23 protein-coding genes are annotated in these 20,759 nt (G+C 42.4%); 15 read left to right on the top strand and 8 right to left on the bottom strand.

Translation table 11 applies throughout. From position 1 onward, the window contains the following. The first annotated feature begins 2 nt into the window (after positions 1-2). The 5 genes from NSQ17_RS18025 to NSQ17_RS18005 all read left to right on the top strand — a co-directional run bounded on the left by NSQ17_RS18025 (position 3) and on the right by NSQ17_RS18005 (position 3,895). A complete protein-coding gene (locus NSQ17_RS18025; protein ID WP_138279132.1) occupies positions 3-743 on the top strand; it encodes a sugar phosphate nucleotidyltransferase in 741 nt (246 codons plus the stop codon). Beyond that, complete coding sequence (rfbB, locus tag NSQ17_RS18020) at positions 740-1,705, top strand: dTDP-glucose 4,6-dehydratase (RefSeq protein WP_342467654.1); 966 nt, start codon at positions 740-742, stop codon at positions 1,703-1,705. The genes NSQ17_RS18025 and rfbB overlap by 4 nt, the downstream gene beginning before the upstream one ends. A 3-nt stretch (positions 1,706-1,708) precedes the next feature. Continuing rightward, a complete protein-coding gene (gene rfbD, locus NSQ17_RS18015) occupies positions 1,709-2,563 on the top strand; it encodes a dTDP-4-dehydrorhamnose reductase (protein WP_135009562.1) in 855 nt (284 codons plus the stop codon). After that, on the top strand, positions 2,556-3,011 hold the full coding sequence (locus tag NSQ17_RS18010) for a dTDP-4-dehydrorhamnose 3,5-epimerase family protein (protein ID WP_008343612.1): 456 nt from the start codon (positions 2,556-2,558) through the stop codon (positions 3,009-3,011). Before rfbD ends, NSQ17_RS18010 begins: the two co-directional genes overlap by 8 nt. A 92-nt stretch (positions 3,012-3,103) precedes the next feature. After that, positions 3,104-3,895, top strand: coding sequence for an SDR family oxidoreductase (locus tag NSQ17_RS18005; protein WP_286069845.1), 792 nt, complete (start codon positions 3,104-3,106; stop codon positions 3,893-3,895). A 15-nt stretch (positions 3,896-3,910) separates the two neighbouring features. Here NSQ17_RS18005 and NSQ17_RS18000 read toward each other — a convergent pair whose 3' ends face one another. From NSQ17_RS18000 to NSQ17_RS17975, 6 genes are all read right to left on the bottom strand, one after another. Continuing rightward, the gene (locus NSQ17_RS18000) at positions 3,911-5,107 is read right to left on the bottom strand and encodes an aminotransferase class I/II-fold pyridoxal phosphate-dependent enzyme (protein WP_144679071.1); all 1,197 of its coding nucleotides are present in this window, start codon (positions 5,105-5,107) and stop codon (positions 3,911-3,913) included. A gap of 14 nt (positions 5,108-5,121) precedes the next feature. After that, positions 5,122-6,543, bottom strand: coding sequence for an ATP-grasp domain-containing protein (locus NSQ17_RS17995; RefSeq protein WP_135009565.1), 1,422 nt, complete (start codon positions 6,541-6,543; stop codon positions 5,122-5,124). A 15-nt stretch (positions 6,544-6,558) separates the two neighbouring features. Then, a complete protein-coding gene (locus NSQ17_RS17990; RefSeq protein ID WP_008343608.1) occupies positions 6,559-7,320 on the bottom strand; it encodes an SDR family NAD(P)-dependent oxidoreductase in 762 nt (253 codons plus the stop codon). Further along, on the bottom strand, positions 7,317-8,024 hold the full coding sequence (locus NSQ17_RS17985) for a cupin domain-containing protein (protein ID WP_017368257.1): 708 nt from the start codon (positions 8,022-8,024) through the stop codon (positions 7,317-7,319). Before NSQ17_RS17985 ends, NSQ17_RS17990 begins: the two co-directional genes overlap by 4 nt. A gap of 1 nt (position 8,025) precedes the next feature. Then, a complete protein-coding gene (locus tag NSQ17_RS17980) occupies positions 8,026-8,631 on the bottom strand; it encodes a bacilysin biosynthesis protein BacA (RefSeq protein WP_047945786.1) in 606 nt (201 codons plus the stop codon). A 149-nt stretch (positions 8,632-8,780) separates the two neighbouring features. Continuing rightward, positions 8,781-10,013, bottom strand: a complete 1,233-nt coding sequence (locus NSQ17_RS17975) for an MFS transporter (RefSeq protein WP_135009567.1) — start codon at positions 10,011-10,013, stop codon at positions 8,781-8,783. Between the two features lie 145 nt (positions 10,014-10,158). On the opposite strand from NSQ17_RS17975, the gene NSQ17_RS17970 reads away from it, so the two are divergent. Beyond that, on the top strand, positions 10,159-10,638 hold the full coding sequence (locus NSQ17_RS17970) for an Lrp/AsnC family transcriptional regulator (RefSeq protein ID WP_046344710.1): 480 nt from the start codon (positions 10,159-10,161) through the stop codon (positions 10,636-10,638). 15 nt (positions 10,639-10,653) lie between these two features. On the opposite strand, the gene NSQ17_RS17965 is transcribed toward NSQ17_RS17970, so the two are convergent. Both NSQ17_RS17965 and hemQ read right to left on the bottom strand, forming a co-directional pair. Beyond that, complete coding sequence (locus NSQ17_RS17965) at positions 10,654-11,814, bottom strand: MFS transporter (RefSeq protein ID WP_135009568.1); 1,161 nt, start codon at positions 11,812-11,814, stop codon at positions 10,654-10,656. A 67-nt stretch (positions 11,815-11,881) separates the two neighbouring features. Next, complete coding sequence (hemQ, locus tag NSQ17_RS17960; RefSeq protein WP_047945784.1) at positions 11,882-12,652, bottom strand: hydrogen peroxide-dependent heme synthase; 771 nt, start codon at positions 12,650-12,652, stop codon at positions 11,882-11,884. 239 nt (positions 12,653-12,891) lie between these two features. On the opposite strand from hemQ, the gene pta reads away from it, so the two are divergent. From pta to NSQ17_RS17915, 9 genes are all read left to right on the top strand, one after another. After that, on the top strand, positions 12,892-13,863 hold the full coding sequence (gene pta / locus NSQ17_RS17955; protein WP_008343597.1) for a phosphate acetyltransferase: 972 nt from the start codon (positions 12,892-12,894) through the stop codon (positions 13,861-13,863). A 136-nt stretch (positions 13,864-13,999) separates the two neighbouring features. Next, the gene (locus NSQ17_RS17950; protein ID WP_265784542.1) at positions 14,000-14,851 is read left to right on the top strand and encodes a MurR/RpiR family transcriptional regulator; all 852 of its coding nucleotides are present in this window, start codon (positions 14,000-14,002) and stop codon (positions 14,849-14,851) included. Between the two features lie 141 nt (positions 14,852-14,992). Continuing rightward, positions 14,993-15,664, top strand: a complete 672-nt coding sequence (locus NSQ17_RS17945) for an RraA family protein (protein WP_144679073.1) — start codon at positions 14,993-14,995, stop codon at positions 15,662-15,664. An 11-nt stretch (positions 15,665-15,675) separates the two neighbouring features. Beyond that, on the top strand, positions 15,676-16,554 hold the full coding sequence (locus NSQ17_RS17940; protein WP_342467653.1) for a prephenate dehydrogenase/arogenate dehydrogenase family protein: 879 nt from the start codon (positions 15,676-15,678) through the stop codon (positions 16,552-16,554). Positions 16,555-16,597: 43 nt separating this feature from the next. After that, complete coding sequence (locus NSQ17_RS17935) at positions 16,598-17,932, top strand: TRAP transporter large permease subunit (protein WP_045033885.1); 1,335 nt, start codon at positions 16,598-16,600, stop codon at positions 17,930-17,932. Positions 17,933-17,945: 13 nt separating this feature from the next. Continuing rightward, positions 17,946-18,212: a hypothetical protein gene (locus NSQ17_RS17930; RefSeq protein WP_008343586.1), complete on the top strand. Its 267-nt coding sequence runs from the start codon at positions 17,946-17,948 to the stop codon at positions 18,210-18,212. A gap of 170 nt (positions 18,213-18,382) precedes the next feature. Beyond that, complete coding sequence (locus tag NSQ17_RS17925; protein WP_041507929.1) at positions 18,383-18,781, top strand: DUF5082 family protein; 399 nt, start codon at positions 18,383-18,385, stop codon at positions 18,779-18,781. A gap of 4 nt (positions 18,782-18,785) precedes the next feature. Then, positions 18,786-19,064, top strand: coding sequence for a YwqI/YxiC family protein (locus NSQ17_RS17920; protein ID WP_008343583.1), 279 nt, complete (start codon positions 18,786-18,788; stop codon positions 19,062-19,064). Between the two features lie 11 nt (positions 19,065-19,075). Beyond that, positions 19,076-20,746, top strand: a complete 1,671-nt coding sequence (locus tag NSQ17_RS17915) for a T7SS effector LXG polymorphic toxin (RefSeq protein ID WP_342467652.1) — start codon at positions 19,076-19,078, stop codon at positions 20,744-20,746. Positions 20,747-20,759: the final 13 nt, after the last annotated feature.

The following is a 20,759-nucleotide window of genomic DNA, read 5'->3' as shown; positions in this document are numbered from 1 at the left end:
ATGTGAAGGGAGTTATTTTAGCAGGAGGAAAAGGATCACGGCTGGCACCATTAACGAAGATTTTCAACAAACACTTGCTGCCGGTTGGTCCATACCCGATGATTTATTGGTCATTATTCAAACTGAAAGAAGCAGGAATTGTAGATGTGATGCTGATTTCACAGGAAGAACAAATTCCGTTGTTTCAAAAGTTACTGGAAGATGATCGTGAACTTGGGATGAACATTGTGTATCAAGTACAGCCAGAAGCGTCTGGTATTTCCGATGGTTTATCCTATGCAAAGCCCTTTGTTAAAGGGGAAAAATTTGTGCTGATGCTTGGTGATAATGTTTTTGAAGATTCATTACGCCCTTTTGTCGACGCCTTTAGGCAACAAGAAAGCGGAGCCAAGGTTTTATTGAAAGAGGTGGCAGATCCAAAACGGTTTGGCATTGCAGAAATTGATCCTGCTCATCACCGAATTTTATCAATAGAAGAAAAGCCAGAGCACCCGAGGTCATCTTACTGCGTCACGGGCATCTATTTTTATGATCAAGACGTCTTTCAATATATCGAGGAAATCTCGCCGTCAGATCGAGGTGAACTAGAGATTACTGATGTGAATAATCTCTACATCTCAAATAGCCAGCTGACCTATGATATGTTAAAAGGGTGGTGGATTGATGCAGGAACACATGAATCTCTCCACGAAGCATCTACAAAAATGTTTGAAACGATGAAGGAAAAAGAGGGATACGAATGACGAAGTCTTATTTAATTACAGGTGGAGCAGGGTTTATTGGACTGAATTTTGTGAAGCTACTACTTCAAGAGTCCGATGTCCGGCTTACCGTATTTGATAAATTAACATATGCCAGTCATCCAAAGGAAATGGAATATTTATCAAAGCTGCCTCATTTCCGTTTTGTCCAAGGAGATATCACGCTGCAAGACGAACTGAATCAAGTATTTGATGAAGCTTATGATGCCATCATTCATTTCGCAGCAGAATCACATGTCGATCGCAGTATTGAGTCAGCAGAACCCTTTATCCAAACAAATGTCCTTGGTACCTATCGTATGCTTGAAGCTGTTTTAAAGGGAAAGGCGAAAAAACTCATTCATATTTCCACAGATGAAGTATATGGAGATTTGGAGCCGGATGATCCTGCTTTCACAGAACAAACACCACTCTCACCGAATAATCCTTATTCAGCAAGCAAGGCAAGTTCAGACTTGCTTGTGAAATCTTATATCCACACCCACCAACTACCCGCCATGATCACAAGATGCAGCAACAACTACGGACCTTATCAGCATGAAGAAAAATTAATCCCAACCATTATTAGAAAAGCGGTCAATGGTGAAAAGATTCCGATTTACGGAGACGGCCAGCAAATCCGGGATTGGCTGTATGTAGAGGATCATGCGAGAGCCGTAAAGCAAGTAGTAGAAAACGGAACAGCCGGTCAGGTGTACAATATTGGCGGCGGCAACGAGAAAACAAATCTTGATTTAACCAAAACCATTCTCACACATCTAGGCATCTCTCATGACCAAATCGCGTTTATTCAAGACCGGAAAGGGCATGACAGGCGGTATGCCATTGATGCCAGTAAGCTAAAAGAAGAGCTTGGCTGGGTGCAGGCAACTTCATTCGAAAAAGGTATCGAAAAAACGATCGATTGGTATCGTGCCAAATATGATCAAAGTGAAGAAGGGTGACCGATGAAAGTTTTAATCACCGGTGCAGGCGGCCAATTAGGGAAAGAATTGACGAAACAGCTGAAAGAAAAAGACATCACAGTCATTGCTTTAACAAGGAGTATGCTGAATATCACAGATCAACAGGCAGTCAGACATGCAATGAGACATTTCCGTCCGGATATTGTTGTCAGTGCGGCTGCTTATACGTCTGTGGATCAATGCGAAACAGAAACGGAAAAAGCCTATCTTGTGAATGGGATTGGCGCCTACTATACAGCGCTTGAAGCTAAAAACGTAGGGGCTGATGTATTACATGTCAGCACAGATTATGTGTTTGATGGGCAAGCGGATACCCCTTACCAAGTTGATGCACAAGCAGATCCGCAAACCATTTATGGAAAGAGTAAAAAACTTGGAGAAGAATTGATTCATCTTGTGTCAGATGAAGTGAAGATCATTCGGACGTCGTGGCTTTATGGACATGAGGGACATAACTTTGTGAATACCATTCTTCGGCTGGCTGAAACGAAGGATCATTTGCGCATCGTCAATGATCAGTTAGGGTCTCCTACTTATACAAAGGATACCGCAGAAGCTTTGATTCACTTGTTTGACCAGAAAGCAGGTATTTATCATGTCAGTAACCGAGCAAGCTGTTCATGGTTTGACTTTGCGGCAGAAATTGTGGCAGCAAGTGGTCTGTCTACGATAATTGAGCCCATTTCCACTGAAGAGTATGGTTTCCAAACACCTCGGCCCGCCTACTCTGTTTTAGACCTGCAAGCGATTGAAGCGACAGGCTGGAAGCCAAGACATTGGAAGGATGCACTTCACGAATACTTGCAGAAAGAAGGGAGATTCGAGCAGCATGATTGATGGTGTTCAAACGAAAAAACTCATGAAACATTGTGATGATCGCGGCTTTTTCGCAGAGCTTATTCGAGATGACGAACCGATGCTGAAGCGATTTGGGCAGGCGTCGTGGTCGAAAAGTTTCCCAGGAGTGATCAAAGCCTTTCATTATCATGAAAAACAAGACGATGTTTGGTTTTTCCCAGCAGGTCATGCACAGGTCGTTTTATACGATTTGAGAGAGGATTCCCCGACAAAGGGTCAAACCGATGTGTATTATATGGGAGAAGATAATCCGATGCTGCTCCTCATCCCAAAGGGAGTTGCCCATGGCTACCGCGTATTAGGAGAGACGCCGCTGCAGATTGTGTATTTTACAACAGAATCGTACGATCCAAAAAACCCAGATGAGAAGAGAATTGCGTGGAATGATGAGGCGATCGGATTTAATTGGGAAACGACATTTAAATAGAGAAGAGAGGCCTTTCGCAGGAGAAAGGTCTTTTTTTGTTGAAATACATTCTGTATGTGTCATTTTATGTATATTGATGAAAAGGGATGTGGATGAGTTTGTCTAAAAGAATTGCATTTGTCACAGGGGCAAGTACAGGCATTGGAAAGGCAATCGCAATAAAACTTGCCGCCCAGAGCGATATGAAGGTGATCATCAACTCTAGAAATATGGCCTCACTTGAACAGACGAAACAGCACATTCAAGATATGACAGAAACAAAGGAACCGCTGTCTCTATTCTGTGGAGATATGTCGGTTGAAGCGGTGAGGTCGGAAGCCTTTGAAGAAATAGAAAAGGAGTTTGGCAGACTCGATGTGCTGATCAATAACATTCCAGGAGGAAAACCAGATACATTTGATTCATGTGAAACTGACCAGATGCTGGCTGCTTTCTCTCAAAAAGCCATCGCCTACGTAGATACAATGAAGCGTGCAGTAGCATTGATGAAAAGACATGAATATGGACGGATCATTCAAATTGTCGGGAACCTGTGGAAGGAACCTGGTGAACAAATGTTTACGAATAGTATGATGAATGCAGCGATTATTAATGCCAGTAAAAATGCAGCCACACAGCTTGCGTCGTCTAGTATTACGGTGAATTGTTTAAATCCTGGTTTTATTGCAACCGATCGGTATGAACAATTTATCGGCAATATGATGACGAAGCAGGGAGTGTCACGAGAGCAGGCTGTACAAGCTGTCGCATCAGGTATCCCAATGCAAAGAGTAGGCTCAGCGAGTGAGATGGCGTCATTGGCAGCTTTTATGGCATCAGAGGAAGCTTCTTATATCACAGGCCAACAAATCTCCGTAGACGGTGGAACGATGAAAAGTATATAAACTGAAAAAAACCCGCTATAGGCGGGTTTTTTGATGAAATCGAATGGGGAGGATGGACAGACGGTCGATAAAGAGAGCAAGCTCTTCAATCGGGGCAACCATTGAAATGCGTACATGACGGCTCCCATTGGCTCCAAATACTCCTCCAGGCGTGACGACAACATCGGCATGTTCGAGTAAATAGTCAGCAAAGGCATGAGAATGTTCAAAGTCATCAGGAATCGGAGCCCATAAATAAAAGGCGCCGGGTGGACGTTTGATTGTCCAGCCAAGCTTTCTCGCCGCTTGCCGGATGAAGAAATTGATTCGTTCAAGGTATATCGCTCTTAATGATTGAATATGACAGTCATCACTTTGCAAGGCAGCAGTCGCTGCATGTTGAAATCCGCCATACATACTGACAAACACGTGGTCTTGGAAGGTATTGATGGCATGAATGATCTCCTCATTTCCAACAGCAAAAGCGACTCTCCATCCTGCCATATTAAAAGTCTTTGATAGAGAATATAATTCGACGCCTACACTTTTCCCGAGAGGAGTATTCATGAAGCTCACGGGTGTTTGTTCGTAATGAAATGAACCATAGGCGAAATCATGAATAACATACAGTTCGTGAGCGGCCGCAAAGGTAGCAGCCTCTTCAAAGAATGCCTCATTTGCGACAGCACCCGTGGGGTTATTCGGATAATTCAAGAACAGTACTTTTGCTTTTTTGACTACATCACGATCAATTGAGGAGAGATCTGGTAAATAACCATTTTTCTCTTCAAGTTTGATACTGTATGGCTTGGCGTCCGCCATCAAAATGCCTGAATGATATTCAGGGTATCCTGGATCGGGAACGAGTGCGATATCTCCTGGATCAAGCAGACACTGACTCATGACATACAGTCCCGTTTTTCCGCCAGTGAAAAGAGCAATTTCCTTCTGCGGATCAATCTCAGCACCGAATTCCGATCTATAAAAATCTGCAATGGCTTGTTTGAAAAAGTCAAAGCCTCTAAAAGGGGCATATTGTTGAAATGGCAAAACACCCGCTGACTCCTTTAGGGCACTCACGATATGGGGAGGAGTTGGTAGATCAGGGTTTCCCTGACCTAGATTCATAATGTTTGCTCCGTTTTTTGTCTTTTGAGCAATTTTGTCAAAGACGGTGCCGAATTTCTGTTCAGGCAGCCGTTCAATCATTTTAGATGCTAACATTTTCACCACAGCAGCCTCTCTTTCTATCCCTTCACTAATTCATCCATTAACTGAATCGTTGCCTGTTTCTGAATGTTGCGGATGGACGCGGCAACGTCTTGTGAGGATGATCCTTTTAATTCAAGAGATACGATTCCATTAAAAGCTTCAAATAAAGCAAGATCCACCATAGTCCCTTTGGTAGGGAATGATTGACTGACAATCGCAGTATCTCCAACGAATGCCTCCTCTGGAATAGACACATGATCAATGGTGATATGTGTGGCTTCAGGTGGGATAAGCCCACTCTCTTTAAAATGCTGGGGGTACAGGTGGCAGTCCGCTACATAAAATGTATGTCCAGAAAGTAGCTGTTTTGGCAGTACAGCCTTTTTACCATCAACTAATACATCGATCAATAGCTTGGCCATATCGACGCCAAAGACCTTTTTAATATTCGGGATCATATTCCAGCCAGCGAATCGAGCCGCTGATTCGATCAGTCCAGTTTCTCGATTTTTCATGAGTTTGATTTCTGTATGGGTTGCACAATGTTCAAGACCTAGTCCTTCATTTGCCTTTCTTGCTGCTTCAATGATGATTTGCTTTGCTTCATTGTCTAAGATCGTCGGAGTGATATGAGCCGTTTCTGTAAAACCGATTTGAGGGGTTTTATCATGTATGACAAAAGGGAGATATTCGCCCTCTACGACCAGCCCTTCTACACTGACATAATCAGCATATCCTTCATCTTCATACCAATCTTCGTAAGCACCCTCTAAATACGTTTCAGCGACAAACGGTGCTTCATACGTGACAGCGTCTGGGACTGGTATGGTTTCCAAATACGATTGTACTTGTAAAAACAGATCATCACTTCCAGCCTTGTCATGAAACAAGGTGACGCCAATAGAACTGGCTAAATATGTAGGCTTTAAAATGAGCGGTGTTCCGATAGACTCAATGGCTTTTTGGAAATCAGATAAAGTCGTGACAGGCTGAGTTTTCACCGCTTTGACGCCAGAGGCGTTGAATGCAGCCCTCATTTGGCTTTTATCACGCGCCATTTCGGCTGCCTTGACACCAGCACCTCGCAGCCCAAGACGTTCAGCGGCCTTTGCCATCGGTGCAATGAATAATTCATTATTGGTGGTGATTGCATCTGCTTTGAAAAAGGAAGCCACTCGAATGAAGTCTTCCACAACTTCTTCTTCTGATTTTGGATAATCATCATGTGCCCAGTAAATAGAATCAGGGTGTTCAAAAGAAGGGTGTGTATCAAAATAATCACGGTCTTTGATGACCGCAATGGAGTATTTTTCGATTAGCTCGGCATGTCCCTTTGTAATCGCAAAGGGTCTCGGGATATAAGAAACGATATGATACGATGCCGCCACGCTTTCATAAAACATATGGGGCGGGCACCCACCTAGATCAGCAATGACAAGTACAGTTTTTTTACTCAATGAAAGCACTCCTTTTTATCTAGCGGTGTAACCTCCGTCTGCTGTGACGACACTTCCAGTCATATAGCTGGATAGATCAGAGGCGAGAAAGAGCATCACGCCAGCAATTTCTTCAGGTTTTCCAAGCCGCAGCATAGGATTCACCTTTGCTTTTTCCTTTTTGACGATCTCGAGACTTTCTGTGTGGTTGTCTAAAAAGGACTTCTCGTTTAATGGTGTATCAATGATGCCAGGGGCAATACAATTCACCCTGATTTGATGAGCGGCATAGTCAATGGCCATTGATTTGGTGAGCTGAATGACACCGCCTTTTGTTGCATTGTATGCCGGAATGTCAGGCCAGCCCACAAGACCTCCGACAGATCCGGTATTGATAATACTTCCACTCTTCTTTTCAAGCATATGCGGCAAAGTATGCTTACTCATGAGAAAGACGCCGGTCAGGTTGACCTGAAGAATACGATGCCAATCCTCCAGTGCCATCTCATGAATAGGTGAGACAATTTCGATGCCTGCATTGTTAATGAGGACATCAATGGCACCGAATCGGCTCAGCACGCTCTGAACGGTTTGGTGACAGTCAGACTCTTTCGTAATATCTGTTTTAAAAAATGCAAGGTGCTCATGCGGCAATGATTCAATTAGTTGGTTGCCGCTGCTTTCATTGATGTCAGCGACAGCTACTTTTGCTCCATGCTCGAGGAAGAGCTTGACAGCAGCAAGCCCAATCCCCGACGCACCCCCTGTAATGAGGACAACTTTTCCATCCAGCTTCATTTCTTCACCTTAGATGCTTTTGGTTTTAAGCGATTATAGCGAGGAGGGAAGAAGAGATTAATAGACTTTGATGCTTCTGGCTTTGGATTGATGGCCCCATGATCTTCCCTTGGATCACAGAAATAGGTGGTGCCAAATTCCATCTTTTCTGTAAAGCCTTCGATTGTCATATCATACCCTCCACTGATGCAAATGCCGATTTGTTCATTTCTATGTTTATGAAAAGGCATTTCTCCACCGTTCCCAGGGATATTGGCAATCATCAGCTCCATCCAATCCTCCACAAAAAAAGTCACTTCCATGCCAGGGAGTAAATCCCGTGTTTTGAAAATGTCTAAGAAATAAGTGGGGGGAGCTGTATATTCTTCGTCATCCTTTAATCTCTTAATATCAATGGCGATCACTTCTTCATCTGTCAGATTTGAAGCGCCGTGAGGGACAAACGGTGGTGCGATATAGGCTGATTCTAATGGGGTGAGCAGTTGAGTCGATTGGCCGACAGTCATTTGAAGCTCGCCCTTTAACACAATACCGATTTGTGCTTCGGGATGTTCGTGAGGTTCAATGATCGTGCGGGGAGGGACGTATGAAATTAACACTTCCGTACCGCCTCTTACAGTGGAATATTGGATAACGCCATTATCCCATTCTAATTTTTTCGCTTGAGGAAAATATCGTTCTTGCGTCTTTTGTTCAGTTTGCATCTTACATCTCTCCTTTTCCGAATATGGACCAACTCATGGGTATACTTTTAAACGTTCGAATGAAGATGAGGCCATATGTGGCTCTTGCCACCTCATTCGTTAATGCAAAATCAAATTCGCCGTCTCTTACTTTCTGCGCAGCAGTACTTGTAGAATTAACAAGTTCAAATTCAGCATTTTGGTGAATGAAATATTGAATTAAATTGACAGGTGCAGGATGTGAGACAATTTTTAAATGGTGGAGCATTTGTTCATTGAATGGGAAATCAGGTCTGACAGCCAAACCATACATGGGCGTGTCACATCTGAAAATTTGTAAAAGCTGTAGATCTGGTCTCATGTAGAAGTGTTTGATGCCTTCATATGCGTGTGGGACGAGAGTAAATTGAAGTGGTTGAGAGAGAGTATGTTCAATGCAAGTTTCGAATGTGTCATAAAGGGATAGTTTCGTATGAGTGCCGAGTGTAGTGGTGGATTGAGAGATGAAATGTTTTGCTGCGTATTCACTGCTTGTCCCCTTAGGGCCTAGTGTGTTGACTGTAAACATCTTGGGTGAAGGGCTTGGCTCTTCTTTGAAATGAAACACATCATCATTCTTTAGGATCATGTTTACCATCCAATCTTTTTCAAATTTTTACTAGATTATAAAATTTAAAATTGGTAATTGTCAACAAATTTTATAAAAAATGTAATATATGATGATATTAAAAATTGATCTAAAAAACTGCACATATCGAGATGTGCAGTGAAATGTGCTTACGTTTCAAGTGTAGTTGGCTGTTTTTTCTGTAAGGCGCGTTCTCGTTTATAGCTGACGAAGCTGATGATAAAACCAACAAGTGTGATCAATGCACAGACAATACCTACCGTATGATATCCGAAATGGACATAAACGGGTCCCATCAGTGCGGAACCGAGCATAACAGCAAGGTTGGAGGCCAGGCTGTAAAAAGCCATCACTTTCCCGCGATGGGTTTGAGAGCAGTCGCTTAGAACGGTGCTTAGAAGCGTGACAGATAAGCTTTGCATAGCACCCCAAATAAATAGAGCGAAAATCAGCAACATCCACGAGAATGGCGCATAAGGAAGCAAGGCTAGAACAAGCGCAATTCCACCCAGCACAAAGACAAGGGAACGGGTTTTACCGAACCAGTCTGCTAATTTTCCAGTAAACATACTCATAGAAAAGCCGACGCCATAAGCCATAATAAGAAGTCCAGCTGTTGATTGTCCGCCATCAAACAGACTTTGCAGATAAGCACCTAAAAACGAGTACATGCCGTAAAATCCAAGCATATTGCAAAACGTCACAGTCAAATAGGCAGGCACACGATCAATTTTCAAAGCCCCCCATAAAGCGCCTGTTTTCTCTCTAGCTTGAGGTGCCTTCGAATCAGCTGCTCTGACTTGTTTTCTTGATTCAAGGATGACGAGCAGCAGGACAACGAGACTCATCATAGCGAAGATCCAAAACGTCCAGCGCCAGTTTAAACTCTGGCCGATAAAGGCGCCAATGGGCACACCAAGGACAAGAGAAAGAGACCAGCTCGATACAATGAGTCCCATCACTTTGCCGCGATATTCGTATGGAACCCGGTCGCCCACAAGAGCATAGGCTGTTGGCACAAATACACCAGTTGCCAGCCCAGAAATAGCACGGCCTGCAAAAAACACGGCCAAATTTGGAGCAGCAGCACACATCACTGTTCCAATCAAAAAGAAAGACAGCCCAATCATCAAACACAGCTCTCTTGAATATCGATCCCCTAAAGGAACGAGCAGCGGAGCTCCAATCAGCACAGCTAACCCATAAATGCTGATGGAAAGAGCGAGAACATCAAGAGAGTGCTGAAAGGAGTTTGATAAATCAGGCAGCAGTGGTGAAATCACCAGTTCCTCCGATCCCGCCGCAAAAACGCCAAGTGTGAGTGCAATGGCAAGTGTGATGGGAAATGTTTTAGAAGCCTGGCTGTCTAAAGATTCTTTCATCAAGTGATCCCTCCATACTTGCTTTTTCATTCAATTCCGTTAAAATAAATTCTACCATTATTTAGTTTTATTTTACATTTCGTATCATAAGTATCATCATAAAATACTTTTCAAATGGAACGATTTTGGGATAGGAGCGTAACGAATGAAAATCACCGATGTGGATGTGCATATTTTAAACGAATTGAGAGAAGATGCCCGCTTATCAATGAGAGAATTGTCCAAACGAGTGAATTTATCAGCACCTGCGGTAGCAGAAAGAGTGCGAAAACTAGAGGATGCAGGAATTATCGAAGGGTATTCTGTTCAAGTCAATTATAAAAAGCTGGGTCTGATGATAGACTGTTTACTGGAAGTCACCGTATTAAATGGGGAGTATCAGCGTTTTGTGACATTTATGAACCAGCATCCACGTGCGTTCTTTGCTTATCGAGTGGCAGGACAGTCCTGTTTTTTCATTAAGCTGTCTGTCGCCTCACTTGAAGAAATTGAAGCGTTTATTCAAGATGTGTCTGGCTTCACAAAAACGGTCTCCCATATTGTCTTATCAGAGCATTCCTTTACCCATCCCATTCAGGAACGTGTGAAACAAATAGAAGAGCCAGAAATGACCGTGGTGAAATAGAAAAAGGACCTGCCCTCAGGTCCTTTTGATTCGTTTATCTGACTGATAGCTCATGATCGTAATGATCAATCCAATGAATGTTACACCTGCCGCAAAGAGCGGGACAAGCTGTAAATGTGTGATTTCGATAGCAAGACCGCCAAGCGCTGCACCGCCGGCATTTCCAATATTAAAGGCAGAATGACTGAGCGTTGATGCGAGTGTCGGGGCTTCATGTGCCATGTTCATCGTGCGGTATTGCAAGGTAGGAACGAGAATAAATGAAATGATTCCCCAAACAAAAATCGTCAGCACGGCAGGCACTTTAAAGGCAGATGTATATGTGAATAACAACAGGACAGCCATCAGCAAGATCAATGTGACGATAATACTCGGCATCAGCTTCCAGTCCGCAAGTTTTCCACCGACTAAATTCCCAATGGTGACCCCAAGCCCAAAGAGGACAAGAATGAGGGTGACCCCGTTTTCCTGAAAGCCAGTCACTTGCAGCAGGATCGGGCTGATATACGTAAAGGCGGTAAACACACCCGCAAAACCGAATATCGTCATCGCAAAGGAGACGAGGACCTGCGGCTTTTTCAACACCGATATTTCATTTCGAATATCTAATACTTCTTCTTTCGATTGATTTGGTACTAAACTGATAATACCGATTAAGGAAATGAGACCAATGACAGCAATAACGAGAAATGACATGCGCCAGCCGAATTGATTTCCGATAAAGGTGCCAAATGGCACACCCAGTACATTGGCTACTGTCAGTCCTGTAAACATGAAGCTGATCGCACTTGCGCTTCGCTCCTTAGGAACAAGCCGTGCAGCCATAATGGCGCCGACACCAAAGAAGGTACCATGGGCAAATGACGTTAAAATACGTGCAGCCATCAACAGACCATAAGAAGACGATACAGCTGCGACAGCATTTCCTGCTACGAAAAGAATCATTAATAGAATGAGGAGACGTTTTCTCGACATTTTTCCAGTTGATAACGTTAAAATAGGGCCGCCAACTGCGACACCGAGTGCATATCCGGTAATCAGCTGACCTGAAGCAGAAATAGATACATGAAGATCATTTGCGACATTTGGCAAAAGTCCCATGATCACAAATTCAGTCATGCCAATCGAAAACGCACCGAGCGTTAACGCAAAAATAGCGATGGGGAAGTTTTTCATGATGAGATCACCTTTCTAAACAAATACATAAAAAGGCTTCGGAGAGATCCGAAGCCTTAAGAGTTTATCATACATGGAAATAAGACGCTAGCTGCTCGTTTGCTAATCGGTTTCCAACAAAGAAGGAACCAAATTCGCCGTAACGTGCACTCACTTCATCAAATCGCATTTCGTAAACCAATTTTTTAAATTGAAGCACATCATCAGAGAAAAGAGTGACGCCCCACTCATAATCATCAAAGCCAACAGAACCTGTAATGATCTGTTTTACTTTCCCAGCATAGCTTCTGCCAATTAAACCATGGCTTCTCATAAGGGATTTGCGCTCATCCATTGAAAGCATGTACCAGTTGTCATTGCCAGAACGTCTTTTATCCATTGGATAGAAACAGACATATTGAGAAGAAGGAAGCTCTGGATAGAGGCGCGCACGTACATGCGGGTTCTCGTAAGGGTCTCCGCCATCTCCGCCTCCTGCTAAGTAGTTGCTGAGTTCAACAACTGACACGTAAGAATAAGCTGGAATCGTAAACTCGGCTAGTCGTGTCTTGTTGAATTCAAGTTCAATTTCACCCAGTTCTTCCATGGTCGGACGTAAAATCATGAGCATAATATCTGCTTTTTGGCCGACAATACTATAGATTGCTTGGCTTCCAGCCTGATTGTGCTCGGCTGTTTTCCATTTTTCTAATAGACCTGTGAACTCATGAATGATGGCTTGACGCTCATCGCTTGTCAGCAGCTTCCAAGCTGTCCAGTCGATCGTTCTAAAATCATGCAGTGCATACCAGCCATCTAGTGTTTGAGCTGCTTCATTTGTTGTATGTTGTTCGCTCATTTCTTTCACTCCTATTTACAGTTTTCCATCTGTTCCAACTATAACATAGTTTGTCCAAATGAAGATGTGATCAAAACTTGAACGACGAAAACGCTTTTCTAGAAATTGATTTAATTAGTTTGAAAAATAAGAATTTAAATTGTAAGCGCTATAATGTAAGTTGGTAGTTTGAATTTATGTAGAAGAAGAGTATGCTTAAAAGAGAACGCTTTTTTTGTAAAATCAAGGAGGGTATTGAAGTGGCAGATATTTTTTCAACAGTTCAGGAAAAGGTTGCAGGTAAAGGAGTTAAGATCGTTTTTCCTGAGGGAATGGACGAACGCATTCTAACAGCCGTTCAAAAACTAGCAGATGGCAAAGTATTGCAGCCAATTGTTGTAGGTAAGAAGGAAGAAGTAGAAGCAAAAGCAAAAGAATTAGGTCTTACACTTGATGGTGTTGACGTGTATGATCCTCATACATATGAAGGTTTTGAAGATCTTGTACAAGCTTTCGTCGAAAGACGTAAAGGCAAAGCGACAGAAGAGCAAGCGAGAAAAGCATTACTGGATGAAAACTACTTTGGTACAATGCTTGTGTATAAAGGTCTTGCAGACGGCCTTGTAAGCGGAGCAGCACACTCAACTGCTGACACAGTGCGCCCAGCACTTCAAATCATTAAAACAAAAGAAGGCGTAAAGAAAACTTCTGGCGTCTTCATTATGGCTCGCGGCGAAGAGCAATATGTGTTTGCTGATTGTGCGATCAACATTGCACCAGACAGCCAAGATCTTGCTGAAATTGCGATCGAAAGTGCAAACACAGCAAAAATGTTTGACATCGAACCACGTGTAGCAATGCTTAGCTTCTCTACAAAAGGTTCAGCAAAATCAGACGAAACAGACAAAGTATCTGAAGCGGTTCGCATTGCAAAAGAAAAAGCACCTGAGCTTGTTCTTGATGGAGAGTTCCAATTCGATGCAGCTTTCGTTCCTTCAGTGGCAGCGAAAAAAGCACCAGATTCCGTCATCAAAGGCGATGCTAGCGTATTTGTTTTCCCTAGCCTTGAAGCTGGAAACATTGGCTACAAAATTGCCCAGCGCTTAGGTAACTTTGAAGCTGTAGGTCCAATCCTACAAGGTCTAAATCAGCCAGTAAACGATCTTTCAAGAGGCTGTAATGCCGAAGACGTTTACAATCTTGCGCTTATCACAGCAGCTCAAGCACTATAAAATAGCATCTCGACTAGAGCAGTCAGTACGATAGATTCGTGCTGGCTGTTTTTTTATTTTGTCCAAATGTGTACAATAAAGAGTGAAAAGAAAACACGAATCGTAGATAAAGCCGATAGGATAGGCAGGTGCTATAATGGAGGATTTAATATATAAACTTCAGCATAAGGTCGCACTTTTAACCGATGCGCAGAGGAGAATTGCAGATTATATCGTACAAAATCCAATGGAAGTCGCTTTTTTAACTGTCGATAAATTGGCGTCAAAAGTCGGGACGAGTACAGCAACGATCATGCGATTCTCTGCTGCTGTGGGGTATTCCGGTTTTTCTGAGTTCCAAAAAGAGCTTCAATCAGCTATGAAGCATAAAGCCGACCCTCAAACGAGACTTGAAGCGAATCTCAAGCATTCAAATAAGAATAAGCTCTTGCATGACCATGTAGAACTTCAATTTCAAAATATCCAGTACGCACTAGACAATATCACGGAAGAAACCTTTCAGCAGATTGTTGGGAAAATAGCCAGCGCACGCCACGTTTTGTGTACAAGTGTTCGAAGTGGAAGACCTGTTGGCGAATACATGTCGTTAGGAATCAATCGGTTATTGGGGAATTGCCAGTATATTGATGCAGATCAAAGTGACTGGGTGGATGATTTGGTTCATTTCAACTCGGGTGATTTCATTATAGCTGTCAGCTATCCGCGCTATGCAAAGCGTATGAAAGATTTGATGGAAGCAGCGAAGTCTTATGGGGTGGAAGTCCTTTTAATTACAGACAGTTACAGCTCTCCATTAACCAAATATGCACAATATGTATTACCATGTTCCTCAGCAAGTGTCGGCTCTCATAACTCTGTCGTATCTGCTATCTTTATCGTCGATTACATTTTAAGTGCCTTAGCGATGAATGATCCTGAAAGAACAAAACCACGTTTAGATCAAATCAATCATATGTTAACGAAAATGAGTTACCACACAACACATTAGTCGTGTGGAACTCATTTTTTATTTTTTGAAAGCGCTTTACTAAATAAAAATGAGGTGGTATGATCATATCACAAAAGTAATAAATATTACTTTAATTAAAATAGGTGTAATGAATATAACTCAAAGGGGATGATGGAAACAATGAGTACTGTTCATTTCGTGTCAAATGATCTTATCGCTAGGGCAAAAAAGCTTAACTCGACCTTGCTGTCAGACGTAATGGGATGCACCGGCGCGATGGATCATCAAATCAAACCAGTTGCGAAAGGCATGAATGTAGTCGGCACAGCTTTTACTGTTAGCTTACGGCCAGGGGATAATTTATTTCTTCATCAAGCGATCTACTCTGCTAAAGAAGGAGATGTACTGATTGTTGATGGGAAAGACCATAAGGGTCATGCCTATTTAGGGGAATTGATGGCACATTCAGCAAAGGCTGTAGGAATAGAAGGAATCGTGATTGACGGGCTCGTTCGAGACAAACTCGCTTTAGAGGAGCTGGCTTTGCCAATCTACAGTAAGGGATTTACGCCAAACGGACCTTATAAAGATGGTCCTGGGGAATTGAATCTAACCATCTCGTGCGGCGGTGTCAAAGTAGCCCCAGGTGATTTAGTCATTGCTGACGATGATGGAGTCGTCATCGTTCCAAAGGAAAAGGCGGAACACCTGCTGACACTAGCGGAAGAGAAACAAGCGTATGAACATCAGAGACTAAAAACGATTCATCAGTATGTGGACGAAGGAAAGCAAGACATCAGTCTCTTAGCACCGGCATGGCTGGAAGGCAGAATGAAAAAATTTCAGGAATAGGGGAATCGGTGATGAAAATAGGCTTTATCGGATATGGTGAAGCGGCATATGAGCTGTCAACGGGATTGAAAACAGAAGGATTAAATCAATTTTATGCGTATGATGTCCTATTACAAAATGAGAAATTAGCTGGCTCGTTGAAAGAAAAAGCATCGCAAACAGGCGTTCAATTAACGAGCAGTATTAGCGAACTCATTAAGAAATCTGATCTTGTGATTGCAGCTGTACCAGCGAATAAAACCTTAGAAGTGGCACAATCTGTATTGGAAAGTTTGAAAAAGAATCAATTATATGTAGATGTATCGGCATCAACACCAGACATCAAAAAACAAGTAGCAAACGAAATTGAAAAGCAAGAAGCGCTATTTGTAGATGCCGCCATGCTAGGGTCTCTTCCAGTCAACAAACACAAGGTTCCGATCACGGCAAGCGGCAGTGGAATTGACCAATTCATGAAAGTCATGAATGCTTATGGCATGAATATCACAAAAATTAGTGACCAGCCAGGAGATGCTTCGGCACTAAAGCTAATCAGAAGCATTTATATGAAGGGGATTGTCGGTCTCTTGATTGAATTTTTGGAAATTTCCAAAAAATATAATGTGGAACATCAAGTGATTTCTTCACTAAGCGATACAATCGATAGCAAAAGTTTTGAAGAGACCATGAATCGTCTTGTGACAGGGAGTGCATTGCATGCAAAAAGACGGGCAGTAGAGCTTCTTGGCACTATTGAAATGCTAGATGAAGCAGAGATTGATGCCAGTATGTCTCGGGCAGCACAAAAGAAGCTTGAGAGATTAGCAGACTTTCACTTTGCTGAACGTTTTGGCGGGGTAAAACCTGCTAGCTGGGAAGAAGTCATTGACGTGATGCAGCCAGGGGAATAATTTGTAAGCGTTTTATTTAATGAAGGGGAGGCGAAGAAACGATATGGGTTTTATTGCGTTGATTGTGTTCATAGCTGTCATCATTATATGGAATGTCGTCGTGAAGCGGAATATGGGAGAAGCCATGCTATTAGGCTTTATTGCGACCACATTATTTGGCGGATTGGATGCGTTAAGACTTTTCTGGGATGGTTTAATATTTGCATCCACATATGAGGTGCTTTATGCAGCTGTCGCATTTGTATTCATGGCCTATTTAATCGAAAAGTTGGAATTAATTCATGCACTCTTACGAATCCTAAATTCGGTTGTAGGCAAACTCCCTGGTGGAGCAGCTTATATGAGTACGTTAGGTTCAGCAGTGTTAGGCGCTCTTTCAGGTTCAAATTCTGCAAACACAGCTGCGACTGGCTCTATCACGGCCTCTTGGATGATTAAATCCGGGTGGAGCCGGACCCATACGGCCACGATTCTAGCAGGGAATGGCGGACTTGGAGCGGCACTGCCTCCGAACTCTTCCATGTTTATCATGCTTGGGTTTGCACCAGTTGCCGCCCTTGTATCTGAGGGAGATTTATATATTGCCCTTCTAATAGGAGGACTGTATCAAGTCGTATACCGATTTATTTTGGTGTATCTTCTGGTGAAAAAGAATAAAATCCAGGCCATGCCGCCAGATGATATTCTTCCTTTCTGGGAAGCTGTGAAACAAGGGTGGAAGTCGATCTTTATTTTTTTCGGTGCCTTGATTCCTATCATTGTCACGATTGGTCCTCTGGCAAACTATTTAAAAAGTAACCCAAACATCGGACCAGAGGCAATGGATCAAATATCTTTAATTACATGGATTCCGATTCTCATGATGCTGATTAGTTTAACAATTGGAAGAAGCAAGGCGTCTGCTTTAGATTGGTCTCAATTTTTCAAATCAGCCATTCCTAAATTCACAACGATTGGCGCCTTGATGCTGTTTGCAGTGGCTGCTAGTCAAGTGCTTGCTGAATTAGGACTCGCAGAAGATTTGACGCAAATCACATCAGTACTTACCATTCCGAAATGGCTCATGGTGCTCATTGTGGGTGTTCTTGTCACACTGGTGGCAGGCCCTCTATCTTCAACAGCGACATTAACAGCTGTTGGGCTTGTCTCATTTTCAGCTTTAATCTCAGTTGGAGTGGACCCAGTTGTGGCTGTAGTTGCCATTCTTGCTTTTTCATCAACAGAAGGCGCTTCCCCGCCTGCATCAGGGTCCATATTTATCGCTTCTGGTCTAGCAGGGGCCAGACCAGAAAAAACCTTTATCCCACTGATCCTCTATTATATGCTTCCGATCGTTGGCATTGGCTGGCTCATTGGAATGGAGATACTTCCCGTATAGAAAGGAGAAACAGATGAGAGTATTGATGGAATTCTTATTTAAAGTGCTGCTTGTCCTATTCCTAACGTCAGGAACGTTGTTGGTATTCGGTCAAATACTAGGAATTCTATTGCAAAAGGGAGATATGATCATTGCAAGTACGAACCTATTTAAAAACCCAACACTGGTGTTAAGTGCCTTTTTTAGCCTTGTCGGGTTTTCACTCCATTATATCCCTGAGAAGAAAGACGCTGCATGTAACGATCATGACTCAGCATCAGTCACTGAAACTTTAAAATAAGCATCAAAAGCTGGATCCTATCGAAGGATTCAGCTTTTTTATGTGAATTAGGTATAAAAACCCAATACATACGATTCATTTTTTATTGAATTCGTTTTCAATCATATGCCTCTTGTGCTAGTAAATGGTAACATAACGGAGGACTATTTGAGGAATAGAGGTGTTTGACGATGTCTGGAGCTATCATCGGTTATACAACAGCCTTGTATTCGTTAAAGGCAGACATATCCATAAAAAAAGAACAAATCATAGAACTGAACATGTGTCGAAAAGAAATAAAAGAAGCAAAGTCTGCTCTGGCAGATGCTAACAAGAAAATGACTCATCCAGATCTGACATCACATACATGGTTTGGCCATCTCGCAGATACGTTTGATGACATTCGAGACGAGATGGCATCCGCCAGTCAAGAGATAAAAAGTGTACAGCTAACCAATCTATTGAATCGAATTGATGAGAAAATCAGCGACTTAAAATCAGAGATCCATTCATTAGAACATGAAATTCATTCGGTTGAAAGAAAAATAGAGAAAGAAAAGCAAAAACAACTGGAAGAAAAAAGAGGGTAGTCACATGAGCAGAGAAATTAAAATAGATGCCAGTCAGGTCAAACGAGTATTACAGCATGCAAAACAATCAGGCGCTCAAATGAATGCAACACTTCCAACAACCATCAAAGGAAGAAATCAGCTCCTGACGGCAGACACATTAGAAAAAATCAATCAGCAGCTGAACGAATTAAGTACATCCTACATAGACATTCTTCAGAAACAACTTGTACAAACAGAACAAGCGGTGAACACCATGATCGAAACGGACAAGGCGCTTGCTTCCAGCAGTAAAAGAAAATAAAGGAGAACGTAATGAAAACCCTTGATGCTTTTGCGATAATAAACGGAATTGACCAAACGCTGAATACATTAAAGCAGCAATCACAACAGGTTAGCTCCATAGAAAAACAAATCCAACAGATCATCTCACTTGATGGCGCACTAAAGGGAGAGGCGGGACAAGCCATCCGCTCCTTTTATACAGAATGCCATATTCCCTTCCTGCAATTTTTTCAGGTTGTCATTGAGGAATACAGCTCTGCGCTCAAACAAACAAAGCAGGCGCTTCATACCCTTGAATCAAATCAGCACGGCTTTATATCACAAGCATTTATTGAACACGAACTTGATCAAGGCTTAAAAAAAGCGGAGCGAGCGATTTCTGAAATCGTATCAGAGGTGAACCACGCCATTGGCAGAGTTGGTCATATTGTTCACTTGCCAAGTGTAGACGAATCAGCTTTTCAGCAAAACTATCAAAAGGCATGGCTTGAGACCTCAAGAACCATTGGTCTGCTTCATGCATTTGACAGGGAGCAGACAAGTGCTTTGCAAGAAACAAAAAGCTCCCTTCAAACAATGAAACAATTCATCAACACGCTAAGCACCATGTTCACCGGCCCAAAAATCGACATCACGAGTTATCAAAAAGGGTCTATTTTCAAAAATGGAAAAGAAGAAAAAATAAGCAACACGATCAGTGGATTGAATGACAAAATAGACAACCCGAAAGACAATCCGATGATGATCATGTTGAAGAAATTGAGTGAGAAAGAACAGGCGAATGTGGATACGGTGGTTCATAGGGGCACCCTCCTAAACGTCAACAAGCAAGTCAAAGCAAACGATCCATTGCTTACGACATTACAAAAAGAAGCTGTGAGCGGGAAAAGTAAGATTCATAGAGACATCAGGGTCGTAAATGGTAAACTATATAACGTAAAAGGCATCAAAAAGCTAAAAGAATTCGACATCGCTGATGAAGTCGTCACAGATCCGTCGGACATTGATTTTATAGGCGGGAGATACACCGTTTACGCCAATAAACAAATCATTCGAACGTATATCGCAAACGGCGAAGTAAGAATAGAAGAAGTCGACAACATCCCAGAAAGCCGGAGCCGAGGCAATGCGAAACGCATACTAGACGGTAAGGTCGTCTCAACCGCCGAAAACATCATTTTAGAATACAGCGGCATCTACGACGGCTACCGAGCCGTTACTGGCAAAGACCCAGAAACCAGCAAAAATATTAGCAACACCGACCAAGCCCTATCCGCAGCCTCTATTATCCCATTTATGAAAATCATTAAAGGCGGGAAATATGTCTTTAAGATTGATCAAGGGAAGAATGTGGTGAAGAGAGTTGAGAAGACAAGAAAGGGTACGGGTGAACTGATTAAATTCAAAGGTGATGAAGCTATTATTCATTTTGAAAAGCATAGTAAAGAGATAATGGGTGCAATCGGCAAAAACAAATACAATATCAAAAATTATCTTGAAGATGCAAATCACCTTATTCAAAAGGGACAATATGTACCAGAACTGAATGGATATGTAAGAATTGTTGGTGGAAAGGGAAGTGCAAAATACGGATTTGTTGGGCTCGATAGAAAAACAGGAAATATCACCACATTTCATATAAAATCGGTTAAAGAACTTTCTAAAAAAGCACCAAGTTTAGGGATAAAAACAAAGAAGTAAAAAAAGGGTGATC

Origin of the sequence: Bacillus sp. FSL W8-0629, from assembly GCF_038593225.1 — a bacterium.
GTDB classification, from domain to species: domain Bacteria; phylum Bacillota; class Bacilli; order Bacillales; family Bacillaceae; genus Bacillus; species Bacillus altitudinis.
Note: the sequence above shows the minus strand (reverse complement) of the source record. Positions and strands in the feature narration are given on the sequence as shown.

Excerpts from the sequence above, each read along its gene's own strand:
- NSQ17_RS18005 (WP_286069845.1), top strand. The coding sequence starts at position 3,104 with ATGAGTTTGTCTAAAAGAATTGCATTTGTCACAGGGGCAAGTACAGGC.
- NSQ17_RS17930 (WP_008343586.1), top strand. The coding sequence starts at position 17,946 with ATGAGAGTATTGATGGAATTCTTATTTAAAGTGCTGCTTGTCCTATTC.
- NSQ17_RS17985 (WP_017368257.1), bottom strand. The coding sequence starts at position 8,024 with ATGCAAACTGAACAAAAGACGCAAGAACGATATTTTCCTCAAGCGAAA.
- NSQ17_RS17990 (WP_008343608.1), bottom strand. The coding sequence starts at position 7,320 with ATGAAGCTGGATGGAAAAGTTGTCCTCATTACAGGGGGTGCGTCGGGG.
- NSQ17_RS17975 (WP_135009567.1), bottom strand. The coding sequence starts at position 10,013 with ATGAAAGAATCTTTAGACAGCCAGGCTTCTAAAACATTTCCCATCACA.
- hemQ (WP_047945784.1), bottom strand. The coding sequence starts at position 12,652 with ATGAGCGAACAACATACAACAAATGAAGCAGCTCAAACACTAGATGGC.
- NSQ17_RS17940 (WP_342467653.1), top strand. The coding sequence starts at position 15,676 with ATGAAAATAGGCTTTATCGGATATGGTGAAGCGGCATATGAGCTGTCA.
- NSQ17_RS18010 (WP_008343612.1), top strand. The coding sequence starts at position 2,556 with ATGATTGATGGTGTTCAAACGAAAAAACTCATGAAACATTGTGATGAT.
- NSQ17_RS17915 (WP_342467652.1), top strand. The coding sequence starts at position 19,076 with ATGAAAACCCTTGATGCTTTTGCGATAATAAACGGAATTGACCAAACG.
- rfbB (WP_342467654.1), top strand. The coding sequence starts at position 740 with ATGACGAAGTCTTATTTAATTACAGGTGGAGCAGGGTTTATTGGACTG.
- rfbD (WP_135009562.1), top strand. The coding sequence starts at position 1,709 with ATGAAAGTTTTAATCACCGGTGCAGGCGGCCAATTAGGGAAAGAATTG.
- NSQ17_RS17970 (WP_046344710.1), top strand. The coding sequence starts at position 10,159 with ATGAAAATCACCGATGTGGATGTGCATATTTTAAACGAATTGAGAGAA.
- NSQ17_RS17935 (WP_045033885.1), top strand. The coding sequence starts at position 16,598 with ATGGGTTTTATTGCGTTGATTGTGTTCATAGCTGTCATCATTATATGG.
- NSQ17_RS17920 (WP_008343583.1), top strand. The coding sequence starts at position 18,786 with ATGAGCAGAGAAATTAAAATAGATGCCAGTCAGGTCAAACGAGTATTA.
- NSQ17_RS17965 (WP_135009568.1), bottom strand. The coding sequence starts at position 11,814 with ATGAAAAACTTCCCCATCGCTATTTTTGCGTTAACGCTCGGTGCGTTT.
- NSQ17_RS17925 (WP_041507929.1), top strand. The coding sequence starts at position 18,383 with ATGTCTGGAGCTATCATCGGTTATACAACAGCCTTGTATTCGTTAAAG.
- NSQ17_RS17950 (WP_265784542.1), top strand. The coding sequence starts at position 14,000 with ATGGAGGATTTAATATATAAACTTCAGCATAAGGTCGCACTTTTAACC.
- NSQ17_RS17945 (WP_144679073.1), top strand. The coding sequence starts at position 14,993 with ATGAGTACTGTTCATTTCGTGTCAAATGATCTTATCGCTAGGGCAAAA.
- NSQ17_RS17980 (WP_047945786.1), bottom strand. The coding sequence starts at position 8,631 with ATGATCCTAAAGAATGATGATGTGTTTCATTTCAAAGAAGAGCCAAGC.